Annotated in this window: 10 protein-coding genes and 1 tRNA gene; 4 read left to right on the top strand and 7 right to left on the bottom strand. The window is 62.1% G+C overall.

Annotated features, from left to right (window positions below; all coding sequences use genetic code 11):
• Positions 1–12: 12 nt before the first annotated feature.
• Entirely contained in the window at positions 13–1,047 is a 1,035-nt protein-coding gene (locus tag AC5E6W_RS07135) for a hypothetical protein (protein WP_491751583.1), read from the bottom strand.
• Between the two features lie 745 nt (positions 1,048–1,792).
• The gene (locus AC5E6W_RS07140; protein WP_491751584.1) at positions 1,793–2,212 is read right to left on the bottom strand and encodes a secondary thiamine-phosphate synthase enzyme YjbQ; all 420 of its coding nucleotides are present in this window, start codon (positions 2,210–2,212) and stop codon (positions 1,793–1,795) included.
• A gap of 65 nt (positions 2,213–2,277) precedes the next feature.
• On the opposite strand from AC5E6W_RS07140, the gene AC5E6W_RS07145 reads away from it, so the two are divergent.
• Positions 2,278–2,354 (top strand) — tRNA-Val (locus AC5E6W_RS07145).
• Between the two features lie 24 nt (positions 2,355–2,378).
• On the opposite strand, the gene AC5E6W_RS07150 is transcribed toward AC5E6W_RS07145, so the two are convergent.
• From AC5E6W_RS07150 to AC5E6W_RS07170, 5 genes are all read right to left on the bottom strand, one after another.
• A complete protein-coding gene (locus AC5E6W_RS07150; RefSeq protein WP_491751585.1) occupies positions 2,379–4,583 on the bottom strand; it encodes a hypothetical protein in 2,205 nt (734 codons plus the stop codon).
• Between the two features lie 2 nt (positions 4,584–4,585).
• Positions 4,586–5,821, bottom strand: coding sequence for an HlyD family secretion protein (locus AC5E6W_RS07155; protein WP_491751586.1), 1,236 nt, complete (start codon positions 5,819–5,821; stop codon positions 4,586–4,588).
• Between the two features lie 41 nt (positions 5,822–5,862).
• A complete protein-coding gene (locus tag AC5E6W_RS07160) occupies positions 5,863–6,171 on the bottom strand; it encodes a YtcA family lipoprotein (protein ID WP_491751587.1) in 309 nt (102 codons plus the stop codon).
• On the bottom strand, positions 6,168–7,556 hold the full coding sequence (locus AC5E6W_RS07165; RefSeq protein ID WP_491751588.1) for a TolC family protein: 1,389 nt from the start codon (positions 7,554–7,556) through the stop codon (positions 6,168–6,170). The genes AC5E6W_RS07160 and AC5E6W_RS07165 overlap by 4 nt, the downstream gene beginning before the upstream one ends.
• Positions 7,557–7,920: 364 nt before the next feature.
• Entirely contained in the window at positions 7,921–9,015 is a 1,095-nt protein-coding gene (locus tag AC5E6W_RS07170; RefSeq protein WP_491751589.1) for an alpha/beta hydrolase family protein, read from the bottom strand.
• Between the two features lie 191 nt (positions 9,016–9,206).
• Here AC5E6W_RS07170 and AC5E6W_RS07175 point away from each other — a divergent pair, with 191 nt between their 5' ends.
• The 3 genes from AC5E6W_RS07175 to bshA all read left to right on the top strand — a co-directional run bounded on the left by AC5E6W_RS07175 (position 9,207) and on the right by bshA (position 14,436).
• Positions 9,207–12,041 carry a M14 family metallopeptidase gene (locus tag AC5E6W_RS07175; protein ID WP_491751590.1) on the top strand — a complete coding sequence of 945 codons (2,835 nt, stop codon included), beginning with the start codon at positions 9,207–9,209 and terminating at the stop codon, positions 12,039–12,041.
• A 169-nt stretch (positions 12,042–12,210) separates the two neighbouring features.
• Complete coding sequence (locus tag AC5E6W_RS07180) at positions 12,211–13,131, top strand: ChbG/HpnK family deacetylase (protein ID WP_491751591.1); 921 nt, start codon at positions 12,211–12,213, stop codon at positions 13,129–13,131.
• 135 nt (positions 13,132–13,266) lie between these two features.
• Entirely contained in the window at positions 13,267–14,436 is a 1,170-nt protein-coding gene (gene bshA, locus AC5E6W_RS07185; protein ID WP_491751592.1) for an N-acetyl-alpha-D-glucosaminyl L-malate synthase BshA, read from the top strand.
• The last annotated feature ends 130 nt before the right edge of the window (positions 14,437–14,566 follow it).

Raw genomic sequence — 14,566 nt, forward strand, 5'->3', positions numbered from 1 at the left:
ACTCTCAGCACCTCAATCCATGGCAGCGACGTTCCTAACGGAAGCTCCTCGAGTCGAATCGACTCCGGCAAGATAGATCCCCGAGGCGACGCTTACAAAAAGCGCGGGGACGAGCGCGAAGCTATACACTCCGTAAGCTATCTCAAAGCCAAAAACCGCATAGAGCATCACGCCGACGCCGATCGCAACGATGGGGAGCCGCGCCAGAATCGTGGGACTCCAGCGTGCTCCGCGAGCCAGGAACATTGACACCGCGACAAGGGCAAAATATCCCATATCCACCAACATCGCCTTTGACAGCATTACCGTCATGACGTCGCGGCCAGCTTTGCGCGAGACCTGAAACGCCATATGCAGCTTGTATACATCGTAATGATGAACGTAACGAATCACCTCACACGCGAACAAAATGACCGTCGCGACTAAGCAGATATAGCTCCACTTGCCTTCCACGAGCTTGGACTTTGAGCGTCTCGGAAGCAGGAGAAGGCTAAGCAGGTAAGCACACGCCGCCACGGCAAAAGCCGGATGGATCAGAACACTCAGCAGGAGAAGAGACAGCGCTTCGGCACGGGCCCCGTTGAGATACACAAGAACGACGATGGCCAGGAGCAACATAAGTGGAGCTTCCATCCTGACCATATTGGCGGCAAAGACCACGGACGGAGAAACAATAAGGATCGTGCAGAGCGCTCCTACATAGGAAGATCCAGCGATGCGCCGAAAAGAAAGGCTCCATAGAGCCACGGAAACCGAGACCATGACTTCGCAGATCAGTCGCGCCGTATAGATGCTCTTACCGAACAGAGTCAACCCTGATCCGAGAAGTATGGTGAAGCCATCCGGCACCCAAAAGATCCCCATTGGAGCATTCAGGCTGGCAGGCTCAAGATTAAAGTGATTCGCCCACCACAGGGCGGGAACATAGAAGCGCGCCTCATCGTTCCAGGGGACTGGAAACGTCAGCCGGTTCCACATCGAGAGCGTGAAGACGAGGACTCCCGCGCCCAGCGCAATCCACGAATAATCGGCCCAGGTTCTCTTCATTGTGGTTGCCCCCTGACCTGCGCCGCCTCGCAACGATGCCGATACGCTGCGAATCCAAACTCCCCGTCATCAGAGAGCCAATTCGCAACTTGAATCCATTGCGAATTCGTATCGCCTGGAGGCCCAAGAGCTTCCTCGCGCGTTACGGGAATCCCGGTCGGATGTAACTCTCGTATCGCCAGAGCATCGCATCTGCTGAGTTGAGCCGCGGACAGTGGTGTAACTACCGTGCTCCGAATCCTCGTGCAGTGCAGCGATGCATCGTCCAGGTAAGGCACAACAACGTCTGAGTCGTCATAAAAAACAACATGCGATTCCTTGGAATCGCAAAAGGCAGTCTCCACCGCGGAGACTCTCGAGACCATCTCCAGGAAGTAACTCCGGGACACGACTCGCTTCGGAGAGAAGATCCTGTTCGGCGACCCACTGCCCCTGGGTGCCCATTGAATCGCGCTGTACAAAAGGCAGATGGCGCCAAGAGACAAAGTAAGAACTGTTCGCGAAGGCAAACTCAACGGGATCAACGATCCTCCAGGAAACGTGATGCCTGGTGCAAGATTTCATCAAGATGAAATGCGGGATTTTTATATCACAGCGAAATCATGCTTCGCAGATTTCAATCCGCGAATTCGCTGTAACCACCCTGGAATCGTTTTCTCGGCCACCTCAGCACGCCTAACCCGGACGCGCGAGGCACAAACGGACAGACCGGAAAACATCATCTCGCTCTGACGAATCCCGACGGTTACCGCTCTACCCCCAGCACCTTCACGATCACCCGCTTCGACCGCTGCCCATCGAACTCCGCGTAGAACACCCGCTGCCACGTTCCCAGGTCGAGCTTGCCGTGTGTCACCGGCAACGTCGTCTCGTGGTGCAGCAGCAGCGCCTTTAGATGGGCGTCGGCGTTGTCTTCGCCTGTGCGGTGATGCTTATATCCCGGCCAACGAGGAGCGAGCTTCTCCAGCCACGTCCCAATGTCTTCGATCAGCCCATCCTCGAAGTCGTTCACGTAGATCGCAGCCGTAATATGCATCGGAGACACGAAACACAACCCGTCATCGACTCCGGAGCGGCGCACAATCGCCTCAACCTCCGCGGTAATGTGCACCATCTCGTAGCGCTCGGCTGTCTTGAATGTCAGGTATTCGGTATGAGCTTTCATGCCCCCATCCTAAACAAGTCGGGCCATGAAACTCATTCCCTCAGGTACACTGGAAGCACCCTTCGGGGCGGTTAGCTCAGCTGGTTAGAGCGCCTGCCTTACAAGCAGGATGTCGGGGGTTCGAATCCCTCACTGCCCACCAATCTCTCTACTCCGGACAAACTCCTCACACGCTTTCGGTCCCCACCAGCGCCGTCACTGCGGGTTCGGGCGGCCGCACCTCATACAGCCCTTCGGTCGAGACCTCATGCTGCAGCCGGTCCACGATCTGAGAGATCGTGCGCGTCAAGCGCATCAGCGCCTGTTCCCGCTCGGAGAACTCCACATTGCGCCCGCGCATCCCTGCCTCCAGATGCTCCAGCACCTCCACCGGAGTCGACGGCTTATGCTCGCGCGAGGTCATCTGTTCCTGCAGGTCGTCAGCCACTGCATTGAAGATGCGCGCGCAGCCCAGGCGCACCTCATTCTCCAGGCCCGCAAATGTTCTCGTCTTCGATTCAAGATCGCCGAAGACGCGGAACTGCAGCAGTGGCAGCTCCAGCACATAGAAGCTCCTCAGTGAGGCCTGCCAGCGCCGGATGCGATCACGCGCGGCCATATCTCCCTCACGCACCGATCCCGTCTCAAACGGCACCGCATCCATCTGCGCATTCACTTCGCCGAAGTGGCGATAGATATCCTGCCGCAGCTTACGCACAGCGACAATGCTCGCGGGATCGTCCGCTCCGGGACTGCAGGAGACGAGATCACCCAGCAGACGCAGGTTGACGATGAAGATGCGCACCATCTCGTCGGCCGCCGAACGCGGAAACAGCCGCTCGAAGACCAGCCACATCATCGTGATGCCCAGAAAGACACCCAGCACGCGGTCGCGAGCCACCGTAAGACTTGTCTGGATCGTGAACTCGCTCAGGTGCACGATATAGAACGCGAACGCAAACTGCAGACCCGCGTACGACAGCCGCGTGCTGGAGGTAGCAAGCCACGCCGCAACCCCCGTCATCGAAGCGAACAGCACCGTGAAGCCCGTGATCGAATCGATGTACGGCAGAACGAAAATCTGTGCTCCCATCCCAGCCACCACGCCGCCCAGCAGGAATCCTGCCACCCGCAGGATCTGCTTCTGCCGCGAGGAGCCGATCGAGCTCGCCGCAGTCAGCACACACGTCGTCACCGAGGTCGATAGCCCGCGCCAGTCCAGCACCGTATAGAAGATGTAACAAAGCATCGCGGCCAGCGTGCCGCCGAGGATGTAACGCAGATGCTCAGGATTCGTGAACGCATCCGGAATGAAGATGCGATTGTCCTCTTTGCTATCTTCAATGAGGCTTAGCGCGGGATCCGGCGTGCTGTCCTTGCTGAACAGCGCTGGCATCAGCGACACCATGGACTCAATCTCTGAGAGCAGCGGTGTGCCGGCCGTGGGGCTCGGCTCGAAGATCGCATCCTCGCACGGCGTACCTGCCGTCCGCAGGCAGGAACGAATCTCCGCGATGGTGCTTCGCAGGCGGCGAAAGCGCACCTCGTTCACCACCGGCAGCGTCGGATACGTGCTCGCCAGCGCCGCGGCAAAGTCGATCGAACGCCCCACCAGCGACACCAACGCGCTCATCCTCGCGCGGAACCCCGCCGTAAAATTACCGCGCGCTACATGGCGGCGAAGCGCGCCCACCCCGATAATCCCGTACTGCGCCAGCTTGCTCTTCGTTGCCGCAGCCACTGGTCCGCCCCGGGAGTAGCAGTCCATCAGGTCCTCAAGGAGGCCGAGCCGCGCGTCCAGCCCATCGATCAGGTCATCGCGGCGATGCAGCGAGTAGTAGATGACCTCGACTCCCAGCGTAACCAGCACTCCGATCAGCGTCGCATCCACCAGCCACAGCGTGAGCTCCACGTTCCGCTCCGCCGGTCCCGCCAGGTACCAGATCTGGATCACGTTGGCCACCACCAGCGCGAACCCTACCGCCACGGCGTACTGCACCAGGCACCGCAACATGAAAAACACGATGAAGAGGCTGCATGCCACCCACACGAAGTGCGTCTCCGGAGGGGATGCCAGGAGGCGCGCTCCAATCGGGATGAACAGAGCTCCAATGACGAACGTCAAGATTAGGAATACGGCGGAGCGCGTCGTGGCCACCAGGTTCTCGCGCGACAACACGAACGCCGACAACGCTCCCACCACACCGCCCGGAATGCGGAAGGTCACGATGAGGATCATCGTGAGCGTAGCTGAAATCACAATCCGCGCGACCACCGCACCACGCCCCGGGTAAGGCGCCAGCTCCTGCTTCAGGAACTGTTGGAACCACTCGCCGAAGCCTCCGGAGCCAGATACTCCAGAACCAGACGCCCGCTGCGCCTCGCCCGGCATCCCTAGTTCCCCTTCGCGGAGGTCTCACCGCGAATGACCACCACCGCGGATTCGCTCAGGCGAAAGAGGTCCGACCGAGGCGACTCGATCCGCACCCGCACCGGAAAACGCGACGCCAGATGCACCCAGTTCAACGTGCGCTGCACATCCGGCAGGCCCGGCGACGTAATCTTGCCCACCAGGTCGCTGTCAGGAGTCACGCCGAACCCGACGCTGTCCACCACGCCCGAGAAGCGCTCAGTCGGCCGCGACAGCACGTACACATCCGCCTTCATGCCTGGTTGAATATGGTGCAGCTGCGTCTCGCGGAAGTTCGCAATCACCCACCACACCCTCGTATCGATCAGCGTGAACACATGCTGGCCCGCCGTGGCATACGCTCCCTGCGAGATCGTCAGGTTGGTCACACGCGCGTCGAACGGCGCGACCACATGCGTGTTGTCCAGGTTGTACTGCGCGTTATCGATCGCCGCCTGCCTACCTCCGAGCTCTCCCTCCAGCGGCTGCAGCGTCGTGACGTTGTTCGAAGCCTGCTGCACCTGCTGATGGCTCTGCGACACGATGGCCTCAGCCTGCTTCAGCTGTGCCTGCGCCGCCAACAATCCCGCCTGCGCCAACGCCAGCTGCGCCTTCGACTGGTTGGCCGCCTGCGACCGCGAAAGCTGCAGCGTGCGCGCCTGGTCAACCTGATCGACGGTCACGAACTGCTTGGCCAGCAGCGGCTCCAAACGATGCAGGTTATTGGTCGCGTAATCGAGTTCCGCATTGGCCCGTTGCACCGCAGCCGTAGCGTTGCCCACGTCGGCCCTGGCCTCTTCGACGGCCGCTGCGGCGCGCGCCACGCTCGCATCCGAACTCAACACCGTCGCCCGCGCCACATCCACGGCGCTCGACTTGCCCGCAATGATGCGTCGCTCATCGTTGATCTGTCCGGACAACGTCTCCTGGTCCGACTTCGCATGAGCCAACGCGTAGGCATAGGGCCGCGCATCGATGTCGAAGAGCGGATCGCCCTGCTTCACCAGCTGATTGTCCGCAACATACAGCTTCGTCACCGGGCCGTTCACCAGTGGAGCGATCCCGATGTAGTTGGCGAAGACCTCCGCATCGTCCGTGCGCGGATTGTCGGTGATCTCGCGGATGACCAGCAGCGCGACCACAGCGGTACACACCAGCGTCGCGATGCTGATGATGCGGCCTGCGATGACAGGCCCTTTGCTGGATGAATCAGACGCCATGGGTTCTCCCCCGAATCAACAAACCAAATCTCCCCACCGGCTCAGCGAAAAAAAGCGAGCCACAGCATACACGCGAACAACAGCGCCAGGCTCGGATAAACCACGACGGGCCACACGATGTGGCTGTCGATCGATAAGCGCAGGAACACCCAGCGGGCAAGCGTCGCAAGCACCACACCCGCAATCATGCAGACCAGCCACGACGGAAAGAACGAGCCGAGGATGTCGAAGGTGGGCGCGCGGCCGCAGCCAGCCAGAGCCAGGCACAGCATGGTCGCCAGCGGCATCAGCGGACGTTTGAGCAGGATCACGAGTTCAGACACTCCCTTCGTTCTGTTCACGATCTTCATGGCACAGGCGTCCAGTGTTGCGTCTGGATCAGGTCGCCCGTGCGGAACGCCACATTCGTCACCTGCAGCAACAGCTGTGTGCGCGCTGCAATGTCCTGCGATTGCGCCGCCGCCAATGTCTTCTGCGCGGAGACTACATCCAGCAGGTTGCGCACACCGTAACCGTACGACTCATGCGCCGCCTCATACGATTGCTGCGACGCCGTCAGCAACGATGCTGCCGCTTGTTGTTGCCGCAATGCTGTGCGCATGTTCGAGTACGCGGCCCACACTTCATTCGCAATCTGATCGCGCATCGCATCGATCTCCGCCTGCGTCGTTCTCTTATCCGCCTTGGCCTGAGCCACGCGATACTCGCGCCGCGCTCCATCGAACAGCGTCCACTTCAGCTCCAGCTGCGCGGTCCATACCTCACCCTCCGCATAGTGGCTGGGATAAAGATTCGTCTGCCCATACCCCCGAGCCTCTCCGCCATCACCCTTGAAGCTCAACTCCGGAAAGTACGTCGAGCGCGCCCGCTTGATCGCGGCATCATCCACGCGCAGCCGCGCGAGCTGCTGCAGCAGGTCCGGCCGCTGACGAAAGGCTCGCTGAATCTCCTCATCGATCGAAGCCGCCATCGCCGAGGGCAATTTCAGGTCACCGATCCCCTGTACCTTGAACTCCACATCCGGATCGACGCCCAGCACCGTCGCCAGGTCTCCGCGCGCAATCTCCACCGCTCCCACTGCCGATTGCAGATCGTACTCCGCCTGCGCCCGCGCTGCGGTGGCCTCCAGCTGATCGGGCTTGGTCGCAAGCCCATTCGCAAGCCGATCGCTCGCGTTCTCTTCAACGGCCTTCGCATTCGCCAGGCTCGACTCCGCGGCCTGCTGCTGTCCCTGCGCATTCAGCAGCCGATAGTACGAAGAAGCCACTTCATCGATTACCTTGCGGTGCGTGTCGTTGAAGTGCAGATCCGCGGCCAGCAGCTCAGCCTTCGCTGCGTCGATCTCTCCGCTGCGTCCGCCCACATCGAACACCAGATACTCCACATGCAGCAGAGGCTCGAACACACCCTCGGTCTGGCGATTCCAGTTCTCCCCCACCAGCGCAGCCTGACGCAGCGAAACCGCCAGCGCCACGGCCGAGATCGTCGGGTACAACGAGCTGCGCGCAATCCCCAGCCCCGCGGCTCGAGACTTGGCCTGCTCCCACGCCACGCGCGTCTCAGGATTGTGCTGCTCTGCTACGTCGATCAGATCGGAGAGCGTGTAGACCTTTTCCGAATCCAGCTGCACCGCCACATGCGGCCTCGCCGCGGGCCCCTGCTGCACCGACTGCACTCCCCTCGCCTGATACACGGAGGTCGAGTTCGGGGGTGCTCCCTGGGCACCAGCGCTCATGGCGCAGACACATCCCAGCAGCATCGCCGGCACGAGCCAGCGAGTCCTTTCAATACGTTTTGGAAGAAATTGATCCATCGAATCGAACAGGGTCGCGGTACATGCCATAGCAATGCAACCGCGATGCAATCACCGCAAGGATCGTCCGGCCGAGAGAGCCATCCGCAAGTCCTTCACGGGATAACCACCAGTCTATACGACGATAAACAGCGGCGATTCACATCGCCGGACGAGATCACGCGACAGCACAACGAGGGTCGCAGCACCGTGATGCCACGCACGGTTAGCAGCCTGCAAAAGTAAGGGCCGCTGAGCAACTATGCCCAACGGCCCACCATGAACTACGCAGGAACACTCTCCGTGCTTACTGCACCGGATGATCCGGATGCAGATACTTATTCAGGAACACATAGATCTCATGGCGCGACTCGAGCGCTAGCGGAGAGTCGATGCGGTTGAAGTAATGACCGCCCGGCGCGTCCTTATAGATCTTGTACTCGAACTGCTTCTTCTCGAACGTCAACGCTTGGATCAGGTGCTCCACCTCGAGGAAGTTCACGTCCTCGTCGTTCGTATTCGTATGGATCAGCAGCGGCGTATCGAGTTCCTTCGCATGGTTCACCGGCGAGCGCTTGCGGTACTCCTCAATGTCATCGTGCACATCCACGCCCAGGTGATACGGCGCCGAGTAGATCTCGCGATAGCCCTCGGTCTCATAGCCCATGCGAGCCACAAGATCGCTCACAGGAACGCCCGCATACGCGCATGCAAAATCATGCGGATGCTGGAAGATGTTCATCAGCGTGATCAGCCCGCCATGGCTCCAGCCCACGATGCCCACGCGCTTCGGGTCGAGGAAGCTGTACCGCTGCAGCATCCACTGCAGGCCGCGGTAGACATCATCCACCTCGAGCCCACCGTAGTCGATCTCCTGGAAGTAGCCACCGCCGTAGCCCGTCGAGCCACGGTAGTCCGTCGCCACGATCGTGTAGCCCTGCAGCAGCAGCTCCCGCACCTGGTGCGCGTCGATCGTCGTATCCAGCGACTGGTGCACGCCCTGGTGCACATAGACGATCAGCGGCTGCTTCTTCGTCTTGTCCAGGTTCTTCGGGATAAACGTGTACACGTGGATGATCAGCGGGTTGGTCGCGCCCGGAGCCTTCTTGTTCTTCACGTGCGCATTCGGCGCGCCGCCAAACTCGCTCTTGTCGATCTCCGCGATGTCGCCAATCTTCTGGTACCACATCAGGTCATCCATGCGCTTCAGCAGGATGTCTTCCCCATTGCCGCCGCCGCCTCCAGCAGGCGCAGAAGCAGCGGGACGTGCAGCGGGAGCGCCGGCCTGTCCCCCACCCTGTCCGCCACCGCCCTGTGCCGGAAGCACAGCAGGCAGCACGAACAGTGCAAGGGTTGCGAGAACGGCAGGAAGCTTCGACGAAGAGACGGCAAGACGGCGCAAGGCGTGCTCCTTGGGAGTGAATAAACCGGGGGGATGACTCACTGTACCGCAGGTTGTGCCACGTTCCCAAGCGCCCCGACAGAAAGAAAAATCGCCCGATTCACACGCCCGAAACTTTGCATGCCGCCCGTTCGTCTGTAGGATCAACCCCATATTCTCAACACCCGGATATCGCCCGATAAGGAGATCCCGTGCTGGTTCGTCGAAGCACTCCGCTTTTCGTCGCCACCGCGCTAGGCATGGCTGCACTTGCCCTGACGCCGTTTGCATCTGCACAGAAACCTCGCACCATCACCACCCCGAAGCAGCAGTTCGGACACGACATCGGCGATGACTACCAGCTGGTGAACTACACGCAGGAGTCGGAATACCTGCAGAAGCTCGCCAAGGAGTCCGACCGCATGAAGCTGGTCGACATCGGTCTCACCGCCGAAGGTCGCCACCAGTACATGTCGATCATCAGCTCCCCGGCCAACATGGCGAAGCTCGACCACTACAAGGAGATCAGCAAGAAACTGGCTCTGGCCAAGGGTCTCACCGACGAAGAAGCCAAGAAGCTCTCCGAAGAGGGCAAGGCAGTCGTCTGGATCGATGGTGGCCTGCACGCCTCCGAGACCGTCGGCGCCCAGCAGCTCATCGAGACCATCTACGAGCTCAATTCCAAGACCGATCCCGAAACGATGCGCTTCCTCAACGACGACATCGTGCTCTGTACCTTCGCCAATCCGGACGGCATGGAACTCGTCTCCAACTGGTACATGCGTAATGCCGACCAGACCAAGCGTGAGATGAATGTGCCGCGCCTCTGGCAGAAGTACATCGGCCACGACGACAACCGCGACTTCTACATCAGCAACCAGGCCGAGACGACCAACGTCAATCGCCAGCTGAGCCGCGAGTGGTTCCCGCAGATCGTCTACAACCACCACCAGGCCGGCCCGGCGGGCACGGTCATCTTCATGCCGCCCTTCCGCGATCCCGCCAGCTACTTCTACGATCCGCTCGTCGTTCTCGGCATCGAGGCCGTCGGCACATCGATGCACGAACGCCTCGTCGAAGAGGGCAAGTTCGGCTCGACCTCCCGCACCGGTGCTCCCTACTCCACATGGTTCAATGGCAGCCTCCGCACGGTGTCGTACTTCCACAACCAGATCGGCCTGCTCACCGAGATCATCGGCAACCCCACGCCCGAGCCGCTCCCGCTGCTTCCCAGCCAGCAGCTCCCGCGCGCCGACCTCGTCGCCCCCATCAAGCCCCAGATGTGGCACTACGCTACGTCCATCGCTTACGAGCAGACCAACAATCGCGCTGTGCTCGACTATGCCTCGCGCGAGAAGAGCCATCTGCTCTACAACATCTATCTGATGGGCCGGAACGCCATCGCAGAAGGCAGCGAGGACCACTGGACCACCACGCCGAAGCGCGTCGATGCTCTGGAAGCCGCTGCCGAGAAGTCCGGCGCCCGCGTGGCCCGTGGCGGCGTGCTCTCGCCCGATGCCAGCAACGCCCTTGGGCCTCGGACGCAGGGTATCCCTTCCGAGCTCTACGACACCGTGCTGCATGACCCCAAGCTGAAGGACGCACGCGGCTACATCATCTCCGCCGACCAGCCTGACTTCCCCACCGCCACCAAGTTCGTCGACAGCCTCATGAAGACCGGCGTCGAGGTCCAGCAGGCATCTGCTGCCTTCACCGTCAACGGCAAGCAGTATCCCGCCGGTTCGTACGTCGTCTACACCGCGCAGGCCTTCCGCCCGCAGGTGCTCGACATGTTCGAGCCCCAGGATCACCCCAACGACTTCCCCTACCCGGGTGGTCCTCCGAACCGTCCCTATGACACCACCGGCTGGACCCTCGCGTTCCAGATGGGCGTCCACTTCGATCGCTACACCGAGCCCTTCACCGGCCCGTTTGCTCCGATCAAGGAAGACCTCGCCAAGCCTGTCCCGGGCACGATCGCCGGCGTCACCGGCACTCCTGCCGGCTACCTCGTCGACCACGAGTACAACGACTCCTACACCCTGACCAACCGCCTCCTCAAGGCCGGTCAGCCCGTGTTCTGGCTCAAGGACGCAACCACCGTCGAGGGCAAAACCCTCCCGGCCGGCGCGCTCTGGCTTCCCTACTCGGCCGAGACCGCGAAGACCCTCACCGATGCCACCAAGTCGCTCGGCATCTCCGCCTACGCCGTGGCCAAGGCTCCGGCTGGCGCAGCGATGCAGATCCACCCCGTACGCATCGGCCTGGCCGACGTCTACGGCGGCTCCATGCCCTCCGGCTGGATCCGCTGGCTCTTCGACCAGTTCGAGTTCCCCTACACCGTCGTCTACTCGCAGGAGCTCGATGCCGGCAACCTGAACGCCAAGTATGACGTCCTCGTCTTCGCCGACGGCGTCATCCGCAACCCCAACGGCCGTGGCGGCATGGGCTTCTTCGGCCGCGCTCCCAAGCCGGAAGACATCCCTGCCGAGTTCCGTCCCTGGCTCGGCTCCATCACTCCGGACAAGACGTTCCCGCAGCTGCAGGCCTTCGCCCAGAACGGCGGCTCGCTGCTCACCATCGGCAGCTCCACTTCCCTCGCGACGTCCCTCAAGCTCCCGCTCGTCAACGCTCCGATGGAGATGGTGAAGGGTGAGCTCAAGGCCGTTCCACCGGATCGCTTCTACATCCCCGGCTCGCTGCTCAAGGCCCACGTCGACACCAAGGACCCCATCGCCTTCGGCGTGCCGTCCAACGTCATCGTGGACTTCGACAGCAGCCCGGCGTTCACCCTCGATCCGAATGCTGCCCTCACCGGCCTGCACGCCATCGCGTGGTATGACGACGACAACCTGCTGGCCTCCGGCTGGGCGTGGGGACAGAGCTACATCAACCACACCACCGCCATCGCGGAAGCTCCTCTAGGCAAGGGCAAGATCGTGCTCTACGGCCCCGAGGTCACCTTCCGCGGACAGCCGCACTCCACCTTCAAATTCCTCTTCAACGGGATCCTTGCAGGCGCAGCCAGCGATTCCTCTATCCAGTAACGCGCGTCTCCAACCTGGCAACAATCGGGTGCCCCACGTCTCGACTCTGAGACGTGGGTTTCCAGAGAGACCGGCAGCAAACGAACAAAGCCCCAGCACATGCTGGGGCTTTTGTTCGTTTGCACAGGACCTTGGGTCGTACTGACGCCGCGATACACTGACCCGGGACATGGCAGCGCGCCTCATCGTCAACGCAGATGACTTCGGACTCACGCACGGCATCAACCGCGCCGTCGCCGAACTGCACGAGGCCGGAGCCCTCACCTCTGCGACCCTCATGGCCAGCGGCCCCGCCTTCGACGACGCCGTGGCCATCGCGCTCTCGCATCCCACGCTCGGCGTAGGCTGCCACATCGTCTTTACCGACGGCATGCCCGTCTCGCACGCCGAGACCATTCCCACCCTCATGGGCGCCGACGGCAAAACCTTCCGCAGCTCACTCCTCGAATTCATCGCCGCCACCCTCGCCGGCCACATCGATCCCGAGGACATCATCCGCGAAGGCATGGCACAGGTGCAGAAGCTGCAGCGCGCCGGCATCGACGTCACCCACCTCGACACCCACAAGCACACCCACATGCTTCCGGCCATCGCGCAGCCGTTGCTCTTCGTCGCCGAGCGCGCCGGCATCGGCGCCATCCGCAGCCCCTTCGAGCAATCATGGTCCTCCGGCGCGGGCCGCCCCGAACCCATCCGCCGCCTCGAAGTCCTCCTCTGCGATCGCCTCCTCGCTCCTCGCTTCCGCGAGCTGCCGCAGATCCGCAACCACGCAGTCGAGACCACCGACGGCACCATCGGCATCTCCGCCACCGGCCGCCTCAATCGCGAAACGCTCGCCGCCCTCCTTCAACGCCTGCCAGCCGAAGGCACCTACGAGCTCGTCTGCCATCCCGGCTACAACGATCGCGAACTCGATGCCATCCGCACGCGCCTCCGCGTTACCCGCGAGATCGAGCGCCAGGCCCTGCTCGACTGCCTCACCTCACCCGACAAACCCGAGCTCATCCACTACGGCAACCTCGGTAATCTTGGCCTCCTCCGCGAACTCGGCCAGCACCAACCCTCCACCGGCCACGAACGCATGATGTAACGTCCCGCCTGTACGATGGCCTACGCGCCACTGGCATCTGGTGTCTGGAAACTCGCAACTGAATTCCCCTACCCGCCCTTCGCATCTCGCCTTTAGCATCTAGCCTCTCGTATCTAGCATCTGCTACCTAGTCCTATGAAGATCGGCATCACCTGCTACCCCACCTACGGAGGCTCCGGCGTCGTCGCCACGGAGCTCGGCATCGAGCTCGCCGCGCGCGGCCACGAGATCCACTTCATCACCTACTCGCAACCATTTCGCCTCAACGGCCGCGACGCCAACATCCGTTATCACGAGGTCCCGGTCTCCAACTATCCGCTCTTCGAGTTCCCTCCCTACGACCTCGCCCTCGCCACCCGCATGGCGGAGGTCGCCGAGCTCTACGAGCTCGATCTCCTGCACGTCCACTACGCCATCCCGCACTCGGTCTCCGCTCTGCTCGCCAAGCAAATGCTGGCTACGCGCGGCATCAAGCTGCCCTTCATCACCACACTGCATGGCACCGACATCACCCTCGTCGGCCTCGACCGCTCGTACCTCCCCATCACCAAGTTCGGCATCGAGGAGTCCGACGGCGTCACCTCCATCAGCCAGGACCTCGCCGAGCGCACCCGCGAGTCCTTCCAGATCACGCGCCACATCGAGGTCATCCGCAACTTCGTCAACTGCGACTTCTACCAGCGCAACGAAGACTTCGTCGCCGCAACTCGTCCACGCTTCGCGGCCCCGGACGAACGCCTCCTCGTGCATCTCTCCAACTTCCGCCCCGTCAAGCGCGTCCTCGATGTTGTCGAGGTCTTCGCCCGCATCGCGAAGGATGTTCCCGCCCGCATCCTGCTCATCGGCGATGGCCCCGACCGCTCCGCCGCCGAGTTCCTCGCGCACCGCCTCGGCGTCAGCGACCGCGTCCACTTCCTCGGCAAGCAGGAGAACGTCAACGAACTCCTCACCCTCGCCGACCTCATGCTCATGCCCAGCCAGATGGAGTCCTTCGGCCTCGCAGCCCTCGAAGCCATGGCCTGCCGCGTACCCGCCATCGCCACCCGCGTCGGCGGCGTGCCGGAGCTCATCGACGACGGCTCGTCACCCTCCGGTTCCAACGGTGGCGTCCCCAACGGCCTGCTCTTCGAGGTCGGCGACATCGAAAGCATGGCTGCTGCCGGCATCGCCCTGCTGCAGGATCGGGACCGCCTCAACGAGATGGCCTCCGCCGCCCGCCGCACCGCCCAGGACCGCTTCTGCGCCAGCCGCATCATCCCCCTCTACGAGGACTTCTACGAACGCGTGCTCCGCGGCGAAGGCTAGGGCCGCCGCGGGAAACCCCTGATGTGTCACTTCGAACACATCAGGACCGCCGCAGCTCCCGTGGCGTACCTTTGCGTACGTAGCGTCCTCCGCGTTCGCCTTTCGCCAGTGGCCGCCCTGAACCGCCCGG

This window comes from Bryocella sp. (assembly GCF_058498515.1).